The sequence below is a fragment of the Escherichia sp. TW09308 genome (genome assembly GCF_000208565.1).
GTDB classification, from domain to species: domain Bacteria; phylum Pseudomonadota; class Gammaproteobacteria; order Enterobacterales; family Enterobacteriaceae; genus Escherichia; species Escherichia marmotae.
On record NZ_AEME01000001.1, the window covers coordinates 81982 to 103981 of the forward strand.

The 22000-nt window shown below is 48.7% G+C and carries 25 protein-coding genes and 3 tRNA genes; 17 read left to right on the forward strand and 11 right to left on the reverse strand.

Annotated elements, in window-relative coordinates; genetic code table 11:
- Positions 1-67: 67 nt before the first annotated feature.
- A complete protein-coding gene (gene pliG / locus ESM_RS0100475; protein ID WP_000700038.1) occupies positions 68-469 on the reverse strand; it encodes a g-type lysoyme inhibitor PliG in 402 nt (133 codons plus the stop codon).
- Between the two features lie 193 nt (positions 470-662).
- Positions 663-1067, reverse strand: a complete 405-nt coding sequence (locus tag ESM_RS0100480; protein ID WP_000373061.1) for a DUF1398 domain-containing protein — start codon at positions 1065-1067, stop codon at positions 663-665.
- Positions 1068-1397: 330 nt separating this feature from the next.
- Here ESM_RS0100480 and zinT point away from each other — a divergent pair, with 330 nt between their 5' ends.
- Positions 1398-2042, forward strand: coding sequence for a metal-binding protein ZinT (gene zinT / locus ESM_RS0100485; RefSeq protein WP_000636788.1), 645 nt, complete (start codon positions 1398-1400; stop codon positions 2040-2042).
- Positions 2043-2167: 125 nt separating this feature from the next.
- Here zinT and yedF read toward each other — a convergent pair whose 3' ends face one another.
- Positions 2168-2401: a sulfurtransferase-like selenium metabolism protein YedF gene (gene yedF / locus ESM_RS0100490; protein WP_000790504.1), complete on the reverse strand. Its 234-nt coding sequence runs from the start codon at positions 2399-2401 to the stop codon at positions 2168-2170.
- Positions 2398-3603 (reverse strand): selenium metabolism membrane protein YedE/FdhT, encoded by a 1206-nt coding sequence (gene yedE, locus ESM_RS0100495; RefSeq protein ID WP_001516568.1) that lies wholly within the window; start codon positions 3601-3603, stop codon positions 2398-2400. The genes yedF and yedE overlap by 4 nt, the downstream gene beginning before the upstream one ends.
- A 186-nt stretch (positions 3604-3789) precedes the next feature.
- On the opposite strand from yedE, the gene yedD reads away from it, so the two are divergent.
- Positions 3790-4203 carry a lipoprotein YedD gene (gene yedD, locus ESM_RS0100500; RefSeq protein WP_010375638.1) on the forward strand — a complete coding sequence of 138 codons (414 nt, stop codon included), beginning with the start codon at positions 3790-3792 and terminating at the stop codon, positions 4201-4203.
- Positions 4204-4236: 33 nt separating this feature from the next.
- Here yedD and amyA read toward each other — a convergent pair whose 3' ends face one another.
- The 4 genes from amyA to fliD form a co-directional block, all read right to left on the reverse strand.
- Entirely contained in the window at positions 4237-5724 is a 1488-nt protein-coding gene (gene amyA / locus ESM_RS0100505) for an alpha-amylase (protein WP_001245726.1), read from the reverse strand.
- Between the two features lie 77 nt (positions 5725-5801).
- Positions 5802-6167, reverse strand: a complete 366-nt coding sequence (gene fliT, locus ESM_RS0100510; protein ID WP_001015042.1) for a flagella biosynthesis regulatory protein FliT — start codon at positions 6165-6167, stop codon at positions 5802-5804.
- Positions 6167-6577, reverse strand: coding sequence for a flagellar export chaperone FliS (gene fliS / locus ESM_RS0100515; protein WP_000286599.1), 411 nt, complete (start codon positions 6575-6577; stop codon positions 6167-6169). The genes fliT and fliS overlap by 1 nt, the downstream gene beginning before the upstream one ends.
- 14 nt (positions 6578-6591) lie before the next feature.
- Positions 6592-8007 (reverse strand): flagellar filament capping protein FliD, encoded by a 1416-nt coding sequence (fliD, locus tag ESM_RS0100520; RefSeq protein ID WP_000146834.1) that lies wholly within the window; start codon positions 8005-8007, stop codon positions 6592-6594.
- Positions 8008-8252: 245 nt separating this feature from the next.
- Between fliD and ESM_RS0100525 the strand changes: the two genes are divergently transcribed.
- The 8 genes from ESM_RS0100525 (at position 8253) to sdiA (ending at position 15547) form a co-directional block, all read left to right on the forward strand.
- Positions 8253-9563, forward strand: coding sequence for a FliC/FljB family flagellin (locus ESM_RS0100525; protein WP_000079767.1), 1311 nt, complete (start codon positions 8253-8255; stop codon positions 9561-9563).
- A 305-nt stretch (positions 9564-9868) separates the two neighbouring features.
- The gene (gene fliA / locus ESM_RS0100530) at positions 9869-10588 is read left to right on the forward strand and encodes an RNA polymerase sigma factor FliA (RefSeq protein ID WP_000839544.1); all 720 of its coding nucleotides are present in this window, start codon (positions 9869-9871) and stop codon (positions 10586-10588) included.
- A 45-nt stretch (positions 10589-10633) separates the two neighbouring features.
- Complete coding sequence (gene fliZ, locus ESM_RS0100535) at positions 10634-11185, forward strand: flagella biosynthesis regulatory protein FliZ (RefSeq protein WP_024191890.1); 552 nt, start codon at positions 10634-10636, stop codon at positions 11183-11185.
- Between the two features lie 87 nt (positions 11186-11272).
- On the forward strand, positions 11273-12073 hold the full coding sequence (gene tcyJ, locus ESM_RS0100540; protein WP_000779811.1) for a cystine ABC transporter substrate-binding protein: 801 nt from the start codon (positions 11273-11275) through the stop codon (positions 12071-12073).
- A 104-nt stretch (positions 12074-12177) separates the two neighbouring features.
- The gene (dcyD, locus tag ESM_RS0100545) at positions 12178-13164 is read left to right on the forward strand and encodes a D-cysteine desulfhydrase (RefSeq protein WP_001128252.1); all 987 of its coding nucleotides are present in this window, start codon (positions 12178-12180) and stop codon (positions 13162-13164) included.
- A 14-nt stretch (positions 13165-13178) separates the two neighbouring features.
- A complete protein-coding gene (gene tcyL / locus ESM_RS0100550) occupies positions 13179-13847 on the forward strand; it encodes a cystine ABC transporter permease (RefSeq protein WP_001158227.1) in 669 nt (222 codons plus the stop codon).
- Complete coding sequence (tcyN, locus tag ESM_RS0100555; RefSeq protein ID WP_001273019.1) at positions 13844-14596, forward strand: L-cystine ABC transporter ATP-binding protein TcyN; 753 nt, start codon at positions 13844-13846, stop codon at positions 14594-14596. Before tcyL ends, tcyN begins: the two co-directional genes overlap by 4 nt.
- Positions 14597-14824: 228 nt before the next feature.
- Entirely contained in the window at positions 14825-15547 is a 723-nt protein-coding gene (sdiA, locus tag ESM_RS0100560; RefSeq protein ID WP_001154282.1) for a transcriptional regulator SdiA, read from the forward strand.
- A gap of 66 nt (positions 15548-15613) precedes the next feature.
- On the opposite strand, the gene yecF is transcribed toward sdiA, so the two are convergent.
- Both yecF and ESM_RS1000000128225 read right to left on the reverse strand, forming a co-directional pair.
- The gene (gene yecF, locus ESM_RS0100565) at positions 15614-15838 is read right to left on the reverse strand and encodes a DUF2594 family protein YecF (protein ID WP_000106471.1); all 225 of its coding nucleotides are present in this window, start codon (positions 15836-15838) and stop codon (positions 15614-15616) included.
- A complete protein-coding gene (locus ESM_RS1000000128225; RefSeq protein ID WP_228929308.1) occupies positions 15825-15965 on the reverse strand; it encodes a hypothetical protein in 141 nt (46 codons plus the stop codon). The genes yecF and ESM_RS1000000128225 overlap by 14 nt, the downstream gene beginning before the upstream one ends.
- A 332-nt stretch (positions 15966-16297) precedes the next feature.
- On the opposite strand from ESM_RS1000000128225, the gene uvrY reads away from it, so the two are divergent.
- The 7 genes from uvrY to yecA all read left to right on the forward strand — a co-directional run bounded on the left by uvrY (position 16298) and on the right by yecA (position 20701).
- On the forward strand, positions 16298-16954 hold the full coding sequence (uvrY, locus tag ESM_RS0100570; protein ID WP_000611331.1) for a UvrY/SirA/GacA family response regulator transcription factor: 657 nt from the start codon (positions 16298-16300) through the stop codon (positions 16952-16954).
- Positions 16951-18783, forward strand: a complete 1833-nt coding sequence (uvrC, locus tag ESM_RS0100575; protein WP_000116020.1) for an excinuclease ABC subunit UvrC — start codon at positions 16951-16953, stop codon at positions 18781-18783. The genes uvrY and uvrC overlap by 4 nt, the downstream gene beginning before the upstream one ends.
- 56 nt (positions 18784-18839) lie before the next feature.
- Positions 18840-19388: a CDP-diacylglycerol--glycerol-3-phosphate 3-phosphatidyltransferase gene (pgsA, locus tag ESM_RS0100580; RefSeq protein ID WP_001160187.1), complete on the forward strand. Its 549-nt coding sequence runs from the start codon at positions 18840-18842 to the stop codon at positions 19386-19388.
- Between the two features lie 151 nt (positions 19389-19539).
- Positions 19540-19615, forward strand: a tRNA-Gly gene (locus tag ESM_RS0100585).
- Positions 19616-19668: 53 nt separating this feature from the next.
- A tRNA-Cys gene (locus tag ESM_RS0100590) sits at positions 19669-19742 on the forward strand.
- A gap of 12 nt (positions 19743-19754) precedes the next feature.
- A tRNA-Leu gene (locus ESM_RS0100595) sits at positions 19755-19841 on the forward strand.
- 194 nt (positions 19842-20035) lie between these two features.
- A complete protein-coding gene (gene yecA / locus ESM_RS0100600; protein ID WP_000847906.1) occupies positions 20036-20701 on the forward strand; it encodes a UPF0149 family protein YecA in 666 nt (221 codons plus the stop codon).
- A gap of 56 nt (positions 20702-20757) precedes the next feature.
- Here yecA and tyrP read toward each other — a convergent pair whose 3' ends face one another.
- Positions 20758-21969, reverse strand: coding sequence for a tyrosine transporter TyrP (tyrP, locus tag ESM_RS0100605; RefSeq protein WP_000797551.1), 1212 nt, complete (start codon positions 21967-21969; stop codon positions 20758-20760).
- Positions 21970-22000: the final 31 nt, after the last annotated feature.

The window sequence follows — 22000 nt, forward strand, 5'->3', positions numbered from 1 at the left end:
GTCTGTTACTGACAGTTATCCTCAGGTACAGGAAAGCAATGACGGGGATAGCCCCGTCAATTTCTGTTTACTCAATCTGTATGTTGACGCTGTATTTTTTTACTTTGTTTTTACGAGCGTCATTACGGGTTTGAAGCACTCTTAGCTCATATTTACCGGAAGCGGGAAGGATGTACTGACCATTGTCATCAAGCTCGGGAGAATATCTGGAGAGATCAACAGAGTCGCTAATTCCTGGCCCAAAGAGGACAATATCAGCCCCCTCATTGGAGATACTGATATGCACCTTCTGGCCTTTTTTGGCATAGAAGTTATATGTGTCGTAATCGTACCCCTTTATCTCTCCTGAGTATTGGGCGCTACTATGCCCCTTTCTGAACTCAACATTAATGTCCTTGCCAGCGGCAGAGGCCGTTGAGGTTAGCAGTGCAAAAAGAAAAATGGCTTTACCTATGGCATTGATTTTCATGTGTGTTCTCCTCAGTCAGGGTAAAACTGTTCGCTGTTATAATATAACAATTTTTGGCAGGCATTTTCCATGAACTTACCGTCTGGGAGCTGCTATGGAGCGTGAGTGGTGTCAGAGAAGAGAAAATCAAGCCAGAGATAATCTGACAGATACCTGTACGGATAACTGTCAGATCTGAAATGAGCTAATACATCTAAATTAAGGGTTTATTGTTCTCAACATCTTCAATATATAAGAGTGTATTATCGATAGAATAGTAACGACGTTTATTATCGTTAACGTCAGTAACCCACCGGAAGACACCCGCATTCGCGAGCGTTATACAATATTCCCGAAAAGTAGATCTTCTGGCAATGTGAGTCCGGGCTGCTTTTATTACTTGCTCAGGGTTCTTAGTGGCACTGACTTTTAATAGATTTCTGCTTCCTCTTATTAACAATACCTTGTCATCGTGTGTAACGATCCTAATGTTATCTGTAGCAAGATAGTAAATGTAATGCGCAATATGATGACGTTTTAACTCTGTGTAAAACCAGGAAAAGTTTAGCTCCGTTCTCACTTGCTCAAACATCTTTTGGAAAATAGCAACCTGATCCATCAGGGGGAATAATCTCTTGTTGGTTGTGAGAGTTTGTAGTTTGCATGATTGGTGCTATTCCTTCAATCAGATCCGATGACTTAATGTTGTCTCTGTACTGCATTCATGATTTCCCGTTATTACTGGCAGCGCAGTAAGACAAAATCATTACAATAAAAGCTTTCAACGGCGCATTTTTTCAACGGTTGTAGTTGGTGATAAAGACGTACTAAATGTAGGGTTATGGTGCGTGTGTTTGGTTAGGTTTTGCTATTCGTTCTTCAGTGTTGTTTTTATTAAATGTTATGTTATAACATTATGTGATGTTGAAGCGGGAGGACAAACTGGACGATGATTGTTAATAAATTGGCTTTTGCTCTGGGGTTACTATTAGCAGGCAACTATGCACTTGCTCATGGGCATCATTCACATGGGGCACCACTGACAGAAATGGAACAAAAAGCAGCAGAGGGTATTTTTGATGATAATAACGTGAAGGATAGATCCCTCGCTGATTGGGAGGGTATTTGGCAATCGGTGTACCCCTTGCTTCAAAGTGGTGATCTTGATCCTGTCTTTAAAATGAAAGCAGAAAAAGAACCGGGTAAATCATTCGCAGATATTAAAGCCTACTATCAGAAGGGATACATAACAGATGTTGACACAATTGGCATCGAAAATGGTGTTATGGAGTTCCATCGAGGGGAGGAGATGACTTCCTGTAAATATAATTACAGTGGGTTTAAAATACTGACATATAAATCAGGGAAGAAAGGTGTGCGTTATCTGTTTGAGTGCCGGGAACCAGCCAGTAAAGCCCCTAAGTTTGTGCAGTTTAGTGATCATATTATTGCCCCTCGTAAATCATCCCATTTTCATATATTTATGGGGAATACGTCACAACAGCAGTTACTTGAAGAAATGGACAACTGGCCAACTTATTATCCTTATCAGTTACAGACGAAAGAAATTGTGGATGAGATGCTTCACCACTAATTCATTCCTGCGTGGTCATAAAATATTGAGACTATTTTTCTGATATACCACGGACTTTCTGTACGTCCACAATGGAGAATTCGTAGCAAAGATACTCCCGCTGCCTGAAACAGCGGGAGAAAAGATTACTTCTGAATTAAATAACGAATGGTCGGCCCGTCTTGTTGGATATCCAGTACGGTATAGCCGTGGTTACGTGCGTCCAGTGGAATATTATTAATTGACTGCGGACAGTCGCTGACCACTTCGAGGATCTCGCCTTTTTTTAACTGCGGCATCGCCTCAAGGGTCGCGACCGCCGGATAAGGGCAGGGTTCGCCCACCATATCAAGACGGTAATCAGGAACGATATTTTTCATGCAATCTCCTTAGCAGTTTGCAGCGCCGCGCGGCGGAAGAAGCGTTTCTCCCAGCCGATAATCAACATCAGGGCAGCGAACAACAGTAAATATGTCACCAGCAGGCCGCCCATTGGGCCAAAGGTTTTCAGCAGGTTGATTTTGTCCCAGTCGGTGGCCAGTGCCGGGGCGAAGTCATCCCAGTAATAAGCCAGAATCGTTGAGCCGATAACATTACCCAGCCCAACCCACCAGTAGTGCACCTGGCCTTCCACTGCACGGTACATCCAGCCAGTTTCGCAGCCGCCCGCCAGCACAATACCAAAGCCAAACAGTAACCCGCCAATGACGGCGTTCGGGCCAGCCCACATGATTTTCGGTTCTACACCTAACTGTACGTAACTGAAAATACCGATGGCACTTACCGCCATACCGATAATGATCGCTTTCGCCATATGGGTACGCCCGGTGATCCACATATCGCGGAACGCCGAAGTAAAGCAGATTTGCGCGCGTTCAATCAGTAAGCCAAAGCCGACGCCAAACAGCATTGCCAGCCCCAGCTTCGGTTGATTCATCGCCGTTAACAGCGCCCAGCCCAACATGCCAAAAAAGACCAGCATCCCGAGGCGGAAACGACGCCGTGCCTGATCTGGTTTTTGTGTTAGCGGTGAGGCGGCAGAGACTTTTTGCATTTTTACCGGGATACGGAAGACTGGCAGCAGAGTAAAGCGTGCACCAAACCATGAGCCAATGGCGGTGGCGATGGCAAAGAACCAGGCGTGCAGTGAGAACTGCGGAATGCCAGTGAAAAATGCAGCCAGGTTACAGCCCATCGCCAGACGCGCGCCGAAACCAGCGATAATCCCGCCAATAATAGCCTGCATAATGCGGATACGGCTGCGCGGCATACGTAATTTAACGTTGTTGGCCCACAGAGCCGCGGCAAAACAGCCGCCAAACATACCAAGAATCATCATCCCGTCAATGCGGGTTAATGGCGATCCTTCCAGATGGATAATTTTAAAATAGCCCCACTCTTCGGCATGGACGCCAAACAGTTGCAGGAGCTGACCACCCCAACGGGTAAATTCGCCGGTAACAGCCCAAAAGGTGCCGGTGATGCCAAAATAATAAGTGGAGAGAATACCCGCCGCGATGACCGCAGGGATGGGGGCCCAGAATTTAATCAACCAGGCTTGTTTGAATTGCTGCCATGACATGTATATAGCCTCTGAACTCAGAAGGTTTGAAACAAGAGCCGCGAATAATACACCAGACAAATTCTTTTTCGTGGTAATAATTCACAAAAATAATGGTTAGATCAAATTTCTCTTTGGGCCTGGAAAGGCTGGCAGCATCAAGGCATTAATGCCACAATCTTCTTTTCTTCTCATGCAGGATGAATGATGAAAAAACTCGCAATTGCAGGCGCACTTATGCTGCTGGCTGGCTGTGCCGAAGTTGAAAATTATAACAATGTTGTGAAAACGCCCGCGCCAGACTGGCTGGCGGGCTACTGGCAGACTAAAGGGCCGCAACGTGCTCTGGTCAGCCCGGAAGCGATAGGTAGCCTGATTGTCACTAAAGAGGGTGATACGCTGGATTGCCGTCAGTGGCAGCGGGTGATTGCTTTACCGGGTAAGTTGACGCTGATATCTGATGATCTCACTAACGTTACTGTCAAACGTGAACTGTACGAGATTGAGCTTGACGGTAACACTATTGAATACGATGGCATGACGATGGAACGCGTGGATCGACCAACGGCTGAATGTGCTGCTGTGCTGGAAAAAGCGCCGTTGCCGACGCCACTACCGTAATGAAATATCCCCGGTTTGCCGCCGGGGATGTGTTTAAATCACCTCTTCGATAACCCACACACTGACGCTACCGCCGTTGCAAAAAAAGGTCGCTTCGCCATTTTCATCGGTCACCACGCTCTCTTGCCGATTGCCCAGAAAATCACGCCAGGTTTTATTGCCGTAATTCTCTCCCAGATGAATGGTTTTTTCGCCATCGTCACCGTTTGACATCACCACCACACAGCCTGGATATTCGTCGGTGCCGCTGCGACTAAAGGCAATACAGTTCGGATGATCGAAAAATAACGTCTGTACACCGTGGGCGAAGCGCTGGCGGGCGAGGATTAACTCATCGAGCTGTTCGATTATTGGCATATCTATCGGATAGGTTTGCCCGTCACCGCCGACATCTTCGTAATGAGCACCGTACAGATCAGGGTAGAACACTGAAGGGACGCCATTTTCCCGCAGCAAAATAAGGGCATACGCCAGCGGTTTAAACCACGGTTCTACCGGAGCTTCAAGGGCTTGTAACGGTTGGGTATCGTGGTTGGCGACCAGTGTAACGGCATGGAAAGGATCGGCTTCCACCAGCGTACCGGTGAATATCTGCGTCATATCGTAGTTGCTCCCCATTCGGGATGCTTCATGGAATTTCATTTGCAGCGGCGCATCAAATAGCATGGTTTTGCCTTCTACCTGGGCAATATATGTTTGCAGCTTATCTACTTCACGCGACCAGTATTCCGCCACAATAAATAGCGGTTTTGGCGCGACTTCCTGCACGTGTTCGATCCACTCTTTATAAAACCAGGCTGGAATATGTTTTACTGCGTCGAGACGAAAACCGTCGCACTGCGTTTGCTCCATCACCCAGCGTGCCCAGTATTTAAGCTCTTCCGTGACGGCATGGTTGCGAAAATCGATATTTTCGCCCATCAGATAGTCGAAATTACCTAACTCATCATCAACCTGGTCATTCCAGCCTTCGCCGGTGTAGTCGTTGACGATTTTAAAAATGCCATCTTCGTTTGGATTTTCGATATGGTCGATGCCGCTAAAACATTTGAAGTCCCAGATGAACTGCGAGTATTGACCGGCACGAGCCGGGAAGGTGTAACGGGTCCAGCCTTCGCACTCAATGATTTCATCATCAATTTGCGTGCGATCATCTGCATTGACGCGCTGTACGCGAATGGCTTCTTTTTCGTCAGCCCCCATTTTGTGGTTGACGACCACGTCCAGCAGTACGGCAATGTCATTGCGTTTGAGTGCGTCAATGGCCGCCAGCAACTGTGCTTTATCGCCATATTTGGTGGGGATGCTGCCTTTCTGATCAAACTCGCCTAAATCAAATAAATCATAGGAGTCGTAGCCAACAGAATACCCGCCCGATGCGCCTTTATAGGCGGGCGGCAGCCAGATCATATTGATACCAATATCATTTAAACCGTCGGCGCGCTCGGCCAGTTCAGGCCAGAGCTTGCCGCCTTCCGGGTAATACCAATGAAAACATTGCAACAGCGTGGGGTTACGCATTCTTCGACTCCGCTCAAGGGGAACATTAGAAGCGTAGCCGTAATCGGATTATTCGCGAGCAATCAGCTCTTTAAGCTTCAAAAGAGATTTTCCTGCGGCGCCAGCACGTAGCCACCCTGATCGCCGTAGGTGCTTAACACCGATTTTTGCATTGATGACTGACCGACCAGTTTCGCCAGTTCATCCATCCGAATCTGCAATAACTGTTTTACTTTGTTTTCGTTTTCCAGAACGAGGCGCAGCATAGGTCTGAGTTGCTCCTGGATCATGGCAGAGGGTTCCATTTCTTCCGTTAAGTGTGCAATTTTTTGCACCGCATTGACATATTCCATTTCGCTGGCGATGAGTTCATCCCACCGTCCTTCTGTCGCCAGGCGTAACATGAGCTGGCTTTTTTCGACGAGTTGTTGCCAGGCAAAATACAAGTGCGGTGCATGGTTCATCAGACAGGGTCCTGAATCAATGAAGGGGAGAGTAGAGACTCTTTCCAGGCATCGGCAAGATTGCGCATTAAAGTTTCCACTTCTGCGACTGCGGAGACATCGTTGCGTAAATTAGCTTGCAGCAAACGCCTGATCATATAGCTATAGAGTGCAATCAAATTCTGGGTTAATTCGTCCTGACTTTCTTCGTCAAGACTGAGTCTCAGCCCGTTCTCAATAATGTTGATCGCTTTTGACAAAGAGACGCCTTTGCCTTCCTGATTGTTGTCCTGCATAAACAAGCGCGCTCTTACCAGCGCACTCAACACGCCGTCAAATAGCATGGTGACCAGTTGCTGTTGGCTGGCACTCATTACGGCGCTTTCGACGCCAATTTGTGCGTAGGCCTGGGTGCCTTTTGCGCTGTACATTGTCTCTCCTGAGATTATTTCGAACTACTATTTGAGGTGTCGAACTGTTGTGTCAGATAGCTGCTGGTGGAGTTCAGCGAGTTCATTAACACATCTAATTGGGTGAACTGGGCTTTATAGCGCGCCATTAATGTATCGATGCGTTCGCTGGCGGCATTGTATTGATCGGTCAAATTGTTCAGCGTTTTGCTGACGCCATCTTTTGCGGCCTGGATTATCCCGGTGGAGGAGAGCCAACTGGTCAGGTTGCTGCTAATGCTGGTGGTTACGCCTGTACTTTTACCGTCACCAATAAACATTTCACCGACGCCAGCAGCATCTTTTTTCAGCGCTGTTTGCAGTTTGTCGGTCGCTATTTCCAGCTTTCCGGTACTGGCATCGCTGGTAATGCCAATTTGTGCCAGCGTTTTATAGTTTGAACTGCTGTGGGTATTGGCGAGCAAGGTTTTAAGCTGAGTCTGGATGGTACGCAGTGTGGAGTCACCGAGTAATGCACCATTGCTGGAATCCTGGTTTTCAGCACCGGCATCGACGGCTGTGTATTTCGTTAAGTTGCTGAAGGTATCCTGTAATGCGTTATAGGCATCCACCCACGCTTTAACCGCATTTTCAGCTTTGGATGTATCTTTACTGATGGTCAGTGTCTGATTACCGGTGGTGACGTCATTCAGGTTGAGGGTGATATCTTCCAGCGCGTCACTGATAGTATTGCTGCTGTTTTCAATCTCAACGTTATTGACCGTCAGTTTGGCGTTCTGCGCGGTGACGCTTTCAACCATGCCATTGCTGCTATCACCCGAAGTTCCGTTGTAACCCATAAAACTTTGCAGGGTGCTGTCACCGCTGACGCTGAGCTTCATGGCGTTGTCGCTACCGGTATCATTGGCGGTGATGGACAAACGATACTCGCCGTTACCCACATTGATAATACTGGCGCTGACACCAGCTTTGGCGTTGTTAATGGCATCGCGAATGCCGGAGAGCGACGAATCAGCCGCACTGATATCAATCGTGACCGGATCTTTACCGCCGCCTTGCTGGATGGTCAGTACGCTATCGCTGGTGGCGATGGCGGCTTTACTGTCTTTTTGACTATTTTGGGTGGTCAGCGTCTGCGCCTGCGCCAGTTGGCTGACGCTAATGGTGTATTTCCCGGCAATCGCGCTGCCCGTGGTCGTGGCGCTGAAAGCTGATGAACTGCTGGTGGTTGAGGTGGCGGTAAATAAATCGGCTTTATTCAGTGCTGTATTGGCCGTCTGGAAACTCTCCAGCGCGCTTTTCAGCGTCCCGTAAGCGCTCAGTTTCGCGGTGTAAGAACTTTGCTGTTTCGATATTGGCGTCAGGGTAGATTTTTCTGCCGCCTCCAGACTGTCGAGGATGCTGCTTAAGTCCAGCCCCGACCCAACCCCAAGCGTTGAAATACTCGCCATATAGATTCCTTAATCATGCGACATGTAGAACGAATACCGGGGTTATCGGCGTAAGTGGGGCAAAGTTTACGATTTATTTTTGGGCTTAATGACACGAACAGCAACGAGGAAGGGGAGTATTTCGACCGCTAGAAAAAAATTCTAAAGGTTGTGAGTGACCAGACGATAACAGGGTTGACGGCGACGAAGCCGAAGGGTGGAAGCCCAATACTTAAACCGTAGACTTGAAAACAGGAAAATGAATTATGGCACAAGTCATTAATACCAACAGCCTCTCGCTGATCACTCAAAACAACATCAACAAAAACCAGTCTGCGCTGTCGACTTCTATCGAACGCCTCTCTTCTGGCCTGCGTATTAACAGTGCGAAAGATGACGCTGCCGGTCAGGCGATTGCTAACCGTTTCACCTCTAACATTAAAGGCCTGACTCAGGCTGCGCGTAACGCCAACGACGGTATTTCTCTGGCGCAGACCACAGAAGGTGCGTTGTCTGAAATCAACAACAACTTGCAACGTGTGCGTGAGTTGACCGTTCAGGCGACGACCGGTACTAACTCTGATTCTGACCTGTCATCTATTCAGGACGAAATCAAATCCCGTCTGGATGAGATTGACCGTGTTTCCGGTCAGACCCAGTTCAACGGCGTGAATGTACTGGCAAAAGACGGTTCGATGAAGATTCAGGTTGGCGCGAATGATGGCCAGACTATTAGCATTGATTTGCAGAAAATTGACTCTTCTACATTAGGGTTGAATGGTTTCTCCGTTTCTGCTCAATCACTTAACGTTGGTGATTCAATTACTCAAATTACAGGAGCCGCTGGGACAAAACCTGTTGGTGTTGATTTCACTGCTGTTGCGAAAGATCTGACTACTGCGACAGGTAAAACTGTCGATGTTTCCAGCCTGACGTTACACAACACCCTGGATGCGAAAGGGGCTGCCACCGCACAGTTCGTCGTTCAATCCGGTAGTGATTTCTACTCCGCGTCCATTGACCATGCAAGTGGTGAAGTGACGTTGAATAAAGCCGATGTCGAATACAAAGACACCGATAATGGACTAACGACTGCAGCTACTCAGAAAGATCAGCTGATTAAAGTTGCCGCTGACTCTGACGGCGCGGCTGCGGGATATGTAACATTCCAGGGTAAAAACTACGCTACAACGGCTCCAGCGGCGCTTAATGATGACACTACGGCAACAGCCACAGCGAACAAAGTTGTTGTTGAATTATCTACAGCAACTCCGACTGCGCAGTTCTCAGGGGCTTCTTCTGCTGATCCACTGGCACTTTTAGACAAAGCCATTGCACAGGTTGATACTTTCCGCTCCTCCCTCGGTGCCGTTCAAAACCGTCTGGACTCTGCGGTAACCAACCTGAACAACACCACCACCAACCTGTCTGAAGCGCAGTCCCGTATTCAGGACGCCGACTATGCGACCGAAGTGTCTAACATGTCGAAAGCGCAGATCATCCAGCAGGCGGGTAACTCTGTGCTGTCTAAAGCTAACCAGGTGCCGCAGCAAGTTCTGTCTCTGCTGCAGGGCTAATCGTCGTAATATAATGACAGCAAACGCCAAATTGCCTGATGCGCTACGCTTATCATGCCTACAAGGTGAATCGCAATTAATTAAATTTGCATATTCGCGTAGGTCGGATAAGGCGTTTACGCCGCATCCGGCAAGATGAGGCGGACTTTGTCAGCTATCTTAACCCCGCTCCAGCGGGGTTATTCTGCTCACTATTTACCGATTACCCCAAATAACCCCTTATTTCACCCATTAATCGTCCGATTAAAAAACCTGCAGAAACGGATAATTATGCCGATTATTTATATAACGCAGGGCTGTTTATCGTGAAATCACTCTATACCGCTGAAGGTGTAATGGATAAACATTCGCTGTGGCAGCGTTATATCCCGCTGGTGCGTCACGAAGCATTGCGCCTGCAGGTTCGACTGCCCGCGAGTGTAGAACTTGACGATCTGCTACAGGCAGGCGGCATTGGATTACTTAATGCTGTTGAACGTTATGATGCCCTGCAAGGAACGGCATTTACAACTTACGCAGTGCAGCGTATCCGTGGTGCTATGCTGGATGAACTTCGCAGCCGTGACTGGGTGCCGCGCAGCGTGCGACGCAATGCACGTGAAGTGGCGCAGGCAATAGGGCAACTGGAGCAGGAACTTGGCCGCAACGCCACAGAAACGGAAGTGGCAGAACGTTTAGGGATTGAAATCGCTGATTACCGGCAAATGTTGCTTGATACTAATAACAGCCAACTTTTCTCTTATGATGAGTGGCGCGAAGAGCACGGTGATAGCATCGAACTGGTTACTGACGATCATCAGCGGGATAACCCGTTACAGCAGTTACTGGACAGTAATTTGCGCCAGCGGGTAATGGAAGCCATCGAAATGTTGCCGGAGCGCGAACAGTTGGTATTAACGCTCTATTACCAGGAAGAGCTTAATCTCAAAGAGATTGGCGCGGTGCTTGAGGTCGGTGAATCGCGGGTTAGTCAGTTACACAGCCAGGCTATTAAACGGTTACGCACCAAACTGGGTAAGTTATAACTCAGGTAAATGCCGCACATTAATTTTGAATACCAGGAGTTCTTAATAATGATGCAGCACCAGAAAAGGCGGCCATTAAGCCGCTATCTTAAAGATTTTAAACACAGCCAGACTCATTGCGCATATTGCCGTAAATTACTCGATCGCATTACCCTGGTTCACGATGGCAAAATAGTCAATAAAATCGAGATTTCCCGTCTTGATACGCTGCTTGATGAAAATGGCTGGTATGAGGAACAAAAATCATGGGCAGCGTTATGCCGTTTCTGCGGTGATTTACACTGCAAAACCCAGAGTGATTTTTTTGATATTATCGGCTTTAAGCAGTTTCTTTTTGACCATACTGAAATGAGCCCCGGTACAGTGCGCGAATATGTGGTTCGTCTACGTCGTTTGGGTAATTATTTAAGCGAACACGATATTTCCTCTGACCTGTTGCAGGATGGTTTTCTTGATGAAAACCTCGCACCCTGGCTGCCCACCACCAGCACCAATAATTATCGCATCGCATTACGTAAGTACCAGTGTTACCAGATGCAAACCCGCGGCGACCTTGCGCAGAAATCCCCCAGTCTGTCAGCTTCTGATATATATTAAATAAGAATAAGATGTAGCAGAGTTGTTTTTGTGTCTACGAACAATGGCTCTACACTGCAAACCAACATAACAACATTCGGGGTGAATATGAAATTAGTACATCTGGGGCGTCAGGCGTTGATGGGTGTTATGGCCGTGGCGCTGGTTGCGGGTATGAGCGTGAAAAGTTTTGCCAACGAAGGCCTGCTCAATAAAGTAAAAGAGCGTGGCACGTTGCTGGTGGGACTGGAAGGGACTTACCCGCCGTTTAGCTTTCAGGGCGATGACGGTAAATTGACCGGTTTTGAAGTGGAGTTTGCTCAACAACTGGCAAAACATCTGGGCGTTGAAGCCGCATTAAAACCGACCAAGTGGGATGGTATGCTGGCGTCCCTGGATTCTAAGCGCATCGATGTGGTGATTAATCAGGTTACCATCTCAGATGAACGTAAGAAAAAATACGATTTCTCTACCCCTTACACCATTTCCGGTATTCAGGCGCTGGTGAAAAAAGGTAATGAAGGCACAATAAAAACCGCAGACGACCTGAAAGGTAAAAAAGTTGGCGTTGGTTTAGGCACCAACTATGAAGAGTGGCTGCGTCAGAATGTTCAGGGTGTTGATGTGCGCACCTATGATGATGACCCGACCAAATATCAGGATCTGCGCGTAGGTCGTATTGATGCCATCCTGGTTGACCGTCTGGCGGCGCTGGATTTGGTGAAGAAAACCAATGATACGCTGGCAGTAACCGGCGAAGCCTTTTCCCGCCAGGAGTCAGGTGTCGCGCTGCGTAAAGGCAACGAAGACTTGCTGAAAGCAGTCAACGATGCCATCGCAGAAATGCAAAAAGATGGAACCTTGCAAGCTCTTTCCGAAAAATGGTTTGGTGCTGATGTGACCAGGTAATCAGCATAATGACAAAAAAGGGCGCTTTAATCGGCGCCTTTTTTATTTAAGCGTTTTCAGCGTGCATAATAACAATATCACAACAACAGACATCGGAGGCTTTTATGCCACTGCATAATTTAACTCGTTTTCCACGGTTGGAGTTTATCGGCACACCGACACCGCTCGAATATCTGCCACGTTTTTCTGATTATCTCGGTCGGGACATTTTCATCAAACGGGATGACGTCACCCCGTTGGCAATGGGCGGAAATAAGTTACGCAAACTGGAATTTCTCGCAGCAGACGCCTTGCGCGAAGGTGCTGACACACTGATTACAGCCGGAGCGATTCAGTCTAACCATGTGCGCCAGACTGCCGCAGTGGCCGCAAAACTTGGTCTGCATTGCGTGGCGCTGCTGGAAAATCCCATTGGCACTACTGCAGAAAATTATTTAACCAACGGCAACCGCTTGTTGTTAGATCTCTTCAATACCCAGATTGAAATGTGCGACGCGCTGACCGATCCCAATGCCCAACTGGAAGAGCTGGCGACTCGCGTCGAAGCACAAGGCTTTCGCCCATACGTCATTCCGGTTGGCGGTTCCAATGCTTTAGGCGCGTTGGGCTATGTGGAGAGCGCGCTGGAAATCGCGCAACAGTGTGAAGGGGCGGTTAATATTTCTTCGGTGGTGGTGGCGTCGGGCAGTGCCGGAACGCATGCCGGGCTTGCAGTAGGGCTGGAACAACTGATGCCAGAAAGCGAACTGATTGGCGTGACCGTGTCACGTTCCGTTGCTGACCAGTTGCCAAAAGTGGTTAGCCTGCAACAGGCAATCGCGAAAGAGCTGGAACTGACCGCGTCAGCAGAAATTTTACTCTGGGATGACTACTTTGCCCCTGGCTACGGCGTGCCAAATGACGAAGGCATGGAAGCGGTGAAACTGCTGGCGCGGTTGGAAGGCATTCTGCTTGATCCTGTGTATACCGGAAAAGCGATGGCGGGGCTGATTGATGGCATCAGTCAGAAACGCTTCAAAGACGAAGGGCCGATTCTGTTTATTCATACTGGCGGCGCGCCTGCGCTGTTCGCCTATCATCCTCACGTCTAGCTCCGGAAACGCTCATGCAAGAAAGTATACAACTGGTTATTGATTCTTTGCCGTTCCTGCTAAAAGGGGCTGGGTATACGCTGCAACTCAGCATCGGCGGTATGTTTTTCGGTTTGCTGTTGGGGTTTATTCTCGCGCTGATGCGCCTGTCACCCATATGGCCCGTACGCTGGCTGGCGCGTTTTTACATCTCCATTTTTCGCGGTACGCCGCTCATTGCACAACTGTTTATGATCTACTACGGTCTGCCGCAGTTTGGCATTGAATTAGATCCGGTTCCGTCAGCGATGATTGGACTGTCACTGAACACCGCCGCCTATGCTGCCGAAACGCTGCGGGCAGCGATTTCGTCTATTGATAAAGGTCAGTGGGAGGCGGCTGCCAGTATTGGCATGACGCCGTGGCAAACTATGCGTCGCGCAATTTTGCCGCAGGCGGCGCGGGTGGCACTGCCGCCGCTGTCGAACAGCTTTATCAGCCTGGTGAAAGATACCTCACTGGCCGCGACGATTCAGGTGCCGGAACTGTTTCGTCAGGCGCAGTTGATAACCTCGCGTACTCTGGAAGTGTTCACCATGTATCTGGCGGCTTCGCTCATCTACTGGATTATGGCGACAGTGTTATCGACGCTGCAGAACCATTTTGAGAATCAACTAAATCGCCAGGAGAGAGAGCCAAAATGAGTGCCATTGAAGTTAAAAACCTGGTGAAAAAATTCCACGGTCAGACGGTGCTGCACGGTATCGATCTGGAGGTCAAAACCGGCGAAGTGGTGGCAATTATCGGCCCGAGTGGTTCCGGCAAAACCACGTTGCTACGCAGCATAAATTTGCTGGAACAGCCAGAGGCGGGGACCATCACCGTTGGCGATATTACTATTGATACCGCACGTTCGTTAAGTCAGCAAAAATCGCTGATTCGCCAGTTGCGCCAGCACGTCGGGTTTGTGTTCCAGAACTTTAATCTGTTCCCGCATCGTACGGTGCTGGAAAACATTATTGAAGGACCTGTGATCGTTAAAGGCGAACCGAAAGAAGAGGCAACGACACGCGCCCGCGAACTGCTGGCGAAGGTCGGGCTGACGGGGAAAGAGACCAGCTATCCGCGTCGTTTGTCCGGCGGTCAACAGCAACGTGTGGCGATTGCGCGTGCGCTGGCGATGCGCCCGGAAGTCATTCTGTTTGACGAACCTACCTCGGCGCTGGATCCGGAGCTGGTGGGCGAAGTCCTGAATACCATCCGCCAACTGGCGCAGGAAAAGCGCACGATGGTCATTGTGACGCACGAAATGAGCTTTGCTCGTGACGTTGCTGACCGCGCGATCTTTATGGACCAGGGGCGGATAGTCGAGCAGGGGCCAGCAAAAGCGTTATTTGCTGATCCGCAGCAGCCCCGTACCCGCCAGTTCCTTGAGAAGTTTCTGTTGCAATAATAAGAAAAAATCAGCCCCGTCGGCTTTCCAGACGGGGCGAGAACGCGCTCTCAATCTGGTGAATTGCTTAACAAATCAGCATAACTTATTAATAACATAAAAGAATGCTATGTCTTGCAAAAGTAATTCATTGTCTGAATAATATAAATTATATATAAATCTTATTTATGTGATAGTTTGAGTTATCAATATAAATGATACTCACTCTCAGGAGCGTTGCGGTTAACTATGCAGGATACGGATTTTTTCAGTTGGCGTCGCACGATGCTGTTACGTTTTCAGAGAATGGAGGCCGCGGAAGAGGTCTACCATGAAATAGAGCGGCAGGCTCAACAACTCGAGTACGATTTCTATTCATTATGTGTGCGTCACCCGGTGCCATTCACGCGACCGAAAGTGGCCTTCTACACTAATTACCCGAAATCATGGATTAGTTATTATCAGGCAAAAAACTTTCTTGCCATTGATCCGGTGCTTAACCATGAAAACTTCAGTCAGGGGCATTTATTGTGGAATGATGACTTATTTAGCGAAGCGCAGCCGCTATGGGAAGCCGCGCGTGCACATGGTATACGCCGTGGTGTCACTCAGTATTTAATGCTGCCAAACCGGGCGCTGGGTTTTTTGTCCTTTTCCCGTAGTAGTACGCGTGAAATACCTGGCCTTAGTGATGAACTGCAATTAAAAATGCAGTTATTGGTGCGCGAAAGTCTGATGGCGTTGATACGCTTAAATGATGAAATAGTGATGACGCCAGAGATGAATTTCAGCAAGCGGGAAAAAGAAATTCTGAAATGGACCGCGGAAGGAAAAACGTCAGCAGAGATAGCGATGATCTTGTCAATCTCTGAAAATACGGTCAATTTTCATCAGAAAAACATGCAGAAAAAAATCAATGCGCCGAATAAGACACAGGTTGCCTGCTACGCTGCTGCAACTGGCTTAATATGACATCAATTACATTCTGCGTGCCAGATGCAAAACCGGCTGAAAGGCGCGCTTTCAGCCGGTTTTATATTACTGACGGTAGGCTTGTTTAATTTGCTTAACCGTTTTGGAAAATATTGCAGCCTGGGTTTCGTCTTCGATCAGCGCAAGCTGTTTTTCCATCTTTAACATCACGCGGCCCGCGTCAGCTTGTCCCATCGCCTGCAGCATCAGCGTCAGCATCGCTTTCAGGCAGGAGACTTCATTTGCCAGATCTTGATTATTCTCGGCAGTAGAAAAATCAGGCGTACTCATTTATTTTCCTCGTCATGTTGCAATAAAAATTTGCGGTGAAAAATGTTAAGGCGGCGGAGTATACCATAAGCTTTGCTAAAAATATTAGTGGTTGTTTTTTGTGCGCTGTATCGTCAACTATATTAATTCAGTCAATATAATGACCAATAAATATTTTTATCATGAATGTTTTTTGCACGTATTGTTCGGGTTAATTAATGTTACATATTCATACCGCTGATTTTTCATTTGTGCTGAATAAAGTCAATTTTTGTCACATCTCGCCGTTGGTTGTGCTGTGAAACGAACCGGCAAACCTTTGATGACGGGCGTGATCATAACTGTGGACAATCGAATTTACAAAAACGAGAGAAAAATCGAATACCCACCATTTTTAACGTTTCAAAGTTGCAATAAAACCCGCTAATATACTAATGACTAACTATCAGTAGCGTTATCCCTATTTCTGGAGATATTCCTTTGATCAACGTTCTACTTGTTGATGACCACGAACTGGTGCGCGCAGGGATACGACGCATTCTGGAAGATATAAAGGGTATTAAAGTTGTCGGTGAGGCATCCTGCGGTGAAGACGCCGTTAAGTGGTGCCGGGCAAATACCGTTGACGTTGTGCTAATGGACATGAGTATGCCTGGCATTGGTGGTCTTGAGGCGACGCGTAAAATCGCCCGCTCGACAGCCGATGTCAAAATCATCATGCTTACGGTTCATACCGAAAACCCTTTACCAGCGAAAGTGATGCAGGCCGGTGCCGCGGGCTATCTCAGCAAAGGCGCAGCCCCGCAGGAAGTCGTGAGCGCGATTCGTTCTGTTTATTCAGGGCAGCGTTATATTGCTTCTGACATTGCTCAACAAATGGCGTTAAGCCAAATCGAACCAGAAAAAACAGAAAGCCCGTTTGCCAGTTTGTCGGAACGTGAATTGCAGATTATGCTGATGATTACCAAAGGCCAGAAGGTCAATGAGATCTCAGAACAGCTTAATCTCAGCCCGAAAACGGTGAACAGCTATCGCTACCGTATGTTTAGTAAATTAAACATACATGGCGATGTTGAGTTGACTCACCTGGCAATTCGCCATGGTCTGTGTAATGCGGAGACATTAACAAGTCAGTGAGTGTTCAGTTTGACGCAAAAGCGTTTTTAAAAACCGTAACCAGCCAGCCGGGCGTTTATCGCATGTATGATGCTGGTGGTACGGTTATTTATGTCGGCAAAGCGAAAGACCTGAAAAAACGGCTTTCCAGTTATTTCCGTAGCAACCTCGCTTCGCGCAAAACCGAAGCGTTGGTCGCCCAGATCCAGCAAATCGATGTCACGGTTACCCACACCGAAACAGAAGCGTTATTGCTGGAGCACAACTACATTAAACTCTATCAACCGCGTTACAACGTTCTGTTACGCGATGATAAATCTTATCCCTTTATCTTCCTGAGTGGCGATACCCATCCGCGTCTGGCTATGCATCGCGGCGCGAAACATGCCAAAGGTGAATATTTCGGCCCGTTCCCAAACGGTTATGCCGTGCGTGAAACCCTGGCGCTGCTACAAAAAATTTTCCCGATTCGCCAGTGTGAAAATAGTGTTTATCGCAACCGCTCGCGTCCGTGTCTGCAATATCAGATAGGGCGTTGTCTGGGGCCGTGCGTTGAAGGGCTGGTGAGTGAAGAAGAATACGCCCAGCAGGTAGAGTATGTGCGCCTGTTTTTATCCGGCAAGGACGATCAGGTGCTTACCCAACTGATTAGCCGCATGGAAACAGCCAGCCAGAATCTGGAATTTGAAGAGGCTGCACGTATTCGCGACCAAATCCAGGCGGTGCGGCGCGTAACCGAAAAACAGTTTGTCTCCAATACTGGTGATGATCTTGACGTTATTGGCGTGGCGTTTGATGCAGGCATGGCTTGTGTCCACGTCCTGTTTATTCGTCAGGGCAAGGTGCTCGGTAGCCGTAGTTATTTCCCGAAAGTACCTGGTGGTACGGAATTGGGCGAAGTGGTGGAAACTTTTGTCGGCCAGTTCTATTTACAGGGTAGTCAGATGCGCACTTTGCCGGGTGAGATCCTGCTCGACTTTAATCTTAGCGATAAAACGCTGCTTGCCGATTCTCTTTCGGAACTGGCGGGGAGAAAGATTAACGTTCAGACCAAACCACGTGGCGATCGGGCACGTTACCTGAAGCTGGCGCGCACCAATGCGGCGACTGCGTTAACCAGCAAACTTTCGCAGCAATCTACTGTTCACCAGCGTCTGTCTGCGCTTGCCAGCGTGTTGAAACTGCCGGAAGTGAAGCGGATGGAGTGTTTTGATATCAGCCATACCATGGGCGAACAAACAGTCGCTTCGTGTGTGGTGTTCGATGCTAACGGCCCGCTGCGAGCGGAGTATCGACGCTATAACATTACTGGTATTACGCCGGGCGATGATTATGCGGCGATGAATCAGGTGCTGCGTCGGCGTTACGGAAAAGCTATCGACGACAGTAAGATCCCGGACGTGATCCTTATCGACGGCGGCAAAGGACAGCTTGCGCAGGCGAAAAATGTTTTCGCTGAGCTGGATGTCTCATGGGATAAAAACCATCCGCTGTTACTTGGGGTAGCGAAAGGGGCCGATCGTAAGGCTGGTCTGGAAACGCTGTTCTTCGAGCCGGAAGGAGAGGGATTCAGCCTGCCGCCAGATTCACCTGCGCTGCATGTCATCCAGCATATTCGCGATGAATCACACAATCATGCGATTGGTGGTCACCGCAAAAAACGGGCAAAGGTCAAAAATACCAGCACCCTGGAAACCATCGAAGGTGTCGGGCCAAAACGCCGGCAAATGTTGTTGAAATATATGGGCGGTTTGCAAGGTTTACGTAACGCCAGCGTCGAGGAAATTGCAAAAGTGCCGGGTATTTCGCAAGGTCTGGCAGAAAAGATCTTCTGGTCGTTGAAACATTGATGTCTCTGTAGCAACATAGGGGTAATCTTACTGACAACAGATAGTTACCCGTCATTATGCAATTTAATATCCCTACGTTGCTCACACTGTTCCGTGTCATCCTTATCCCATTCTTTGTATTGGTTTTTTATCTGCCTGTTACCTGGTCACCGTTTGCTGCTGCGCTCATTTTCTGTGTCGCAGCGGTGACTGACTGGTTCGACGGTTTTCTGGCGCGTCGCTGGAACCAGAGTACCCGGTTTGGTGCTTTCCTTGATCCAGTAGCAGATAAAGTGCTGGTAGCCATCGCTATGGTGCTGGTAACAGAACATTACCATAGCTGGTGGGTGACTTTACCGGCAGCAACGATGATTGCCCGTGAAATTATCATCTCCGCGTTGCGCGAATGGATGGCTGAATTGGGTAAACGCAGCAGCGTGGCCGTATCCTGGATCGGTAAAGTTAAAACTACTGCTCAAATGGTAGCGTTGGCCTGGCTGTTATGGCGCCCGAACATTTGGGTTGAATACGCTGGTATTGCACTTTTCTTTGTGGCAGCGGTACTGACTTTGTGGTCAATGTTGCAATATTTGAGCGCTGCGCGCGCAGATTTGCTTGATCAGTGATCGTTTCGACGCAAAATTCAGCAAACGATCAAAACTGGTGAAAAATATCGTTGACTCATCGCGTCAGGTAAGTAGAATGCAACGCATCGAACGGCGGCACTGATTGCCAGACGATAATAAAATCAAGTGATTAGCTGATTGCTTGATGAATGCGGGAATAGCTCAGTTGGTAGAGCACGACCTTGCCAAGGTCGGGGTCGCGAGTTCGAGTCTCGTTTCCCGCTCCAGTTTAAAAGACATCGGCTTAAGCGGGTGTCTGGCTGAAAAGCCTGAAGAATTTGGCGCGTTAACAAAGCGGTTATGTAGCGGATTGCAAATCCGTCTAGTCCGGTTCGACTCCGGAACGCGCCTCCACTTTTTTCCCGAGCCCGGATGGTGGAATCGGTAGACACAAGGGATTTAAAATCCCTCGGCGTTCGCGCTGTGCGGGTTCAAGTCCCGCTCCGGGTACCATGGGAAAGATAAGAATAAAATCAAAGCAATAAGCAGTGTCGTGAAACCACCTTCGGGTGGTTTTTTTGTGTCTGCAACTTGTCGTTACACCCCTCTTATTTTTAATCACCGGGTAATCCACTCAAAAAGTATCTCTCTGCCAGACCGACATGTAAGATAGGCGCTGGCGAGTCGAGATCCACAAGGAAAAGCGTATGAAAACTGGACCGTTAAACGAAAGTGAGTTGGAATGGCTGGATGATATCCTGACCAAATACAACACTGAACACGCCATCCTTGATGTGGCTGAGCTGGACGGTTTATTGACGGCGGTGTTGAGTTCTCCGCAAGAAATTGAACCAGAACAGTGGCTGGTTGCTGTCTGGGGCGGGGCGGATTATGTGCCGCGCTGGGCGTCAGAAAAAGAGATGACGCGCTTTATGAATCTGGCTTTTCAACATATGGCCGATACCGCAGAACGTCTGAACGAATTTCCTGAGCAGTTTGAACCGTTGTTTGGCCTGCGAGAAGTTGACGGTAGCGAGCTGACGATTGTTGAGGAGTGGTGCTTTGGCTATATGCGTGGCGTTGCCCTCGCTGACTGGTCGGCATTGCCAGATTCGTTAAAACCGGCGCTTGAGGCGATAGCTCTACACGGTACAGAAGAAAACTTTGCGCGGGTAGAGAAGTTGTCGCCAGAAGCATTTGAAGAAAGCGTAGAAGCCATTCGACTGGCAGCGCTTGATTTACATGCTTACTGGATGGCGCATCCGCAGGAAAAACCTGTTCAGCAACCGATCAAAGCAGAAGAAAAGCCGGGCCGTAACGATCCTTGTCCGTGCGGCAGTGGTAAGAAATTTAAGCAGTGCTGCCTGCATTAAGAGGGCATATTGGGTGCTGGAGATGTTTCCGGCACCCAACGTTGTTATCAAGGCGATTATCCCACTTCGGGTAACAATCCTGCCGCAATCAAAAATTGCACACCAATCACGCCAATGCCGCAGAGAAACACTAACACCAGCGCCGGACGGCCACCTTTCACTCGATAAGCAGCTTGTGGATTATGCTTTCTGCTCTGCCAGGTCAGCAGGGAAGGGATAATTAACGCCAGCACCGCCAGCGCCACACCGGCGTAACCCAGCGCCATCACAAAGCCACGTGGGTAAAACAGCGCAAACGCCAGCGGCGGCAGAAAAGTAATTGCACCAGTTTGCAGTCGCCCTCCAACGGTATTTGAACGCTGAAACAAATCTGCCAGATAATCAAATAAGCCTAACGCTACGCCGAGAAAGGATGTTGCGAGGGCTAAGTCAGCAAATAAATGCACCGCCAGTTCGACATGCGGTGAGGCCACCACTTCGCGTAACGCCTGTAACAGTCCGTTTAACCCGGCATGATTAGCCAGCAGCCCCATAAAGGTTGTTGAATCAATGCTGCCCAGCGTCGCCAGTTGCCAGAAGATATACGCCACCAGAGGGATCGCACTACCAGTAATAAACACCCAGCGCAGCTTGCGAATGTTGCCATCCATATAACTAACGATGCTCGGCACACTACCGTGGAAGCCAAACGAGGTAAAAATTACCGGGATCGCAGACAACGCAAGTCCTTGTTGCAGCGGCAGGGTTAAAAGATTCATTTTATGAATATGCGGCAACAGCAGTACCAGCATCACCACCAGAAAAATAATTTTGGCGCTAAACAGAAAGCGGTTAAACAAATCGACCAGCGACGTCCCGACACAAACCACACCACCGGCAACAAAAGTGAACAACAACACGCCAGCGGTTGCCGACACTGGAATGCCTGTCCAGTCGCTGATGCTGGAGGCAAGTAATTCACCTGCACCGCTGATGTACGCCGCCGTCAGGGCATACATTAAAAACATCATACTGAAGCCAGTCAGCCACTGCCCATAACGCCCCAGATAGCGCTTTGCCAGCGTGCCCAGACCGGTGTCTGCCGGGACATGCTGGTACACCTCCAGCAGTAACAGCGCTGTGTAGCACATCAATGCCCAAAGCCCAATCAATAAGATTAACGTGACGCTAAAACCGACACCTGCCGCTGCCAGCGGCATTGCCAGCATACCCGCGCCAATTGTGGTTCCTGCCACGATAAAAACACTTCCCAGAGTTCTGTTTTTCACGCTTTCTTCTGTCCTGACGATCTTTATAAGT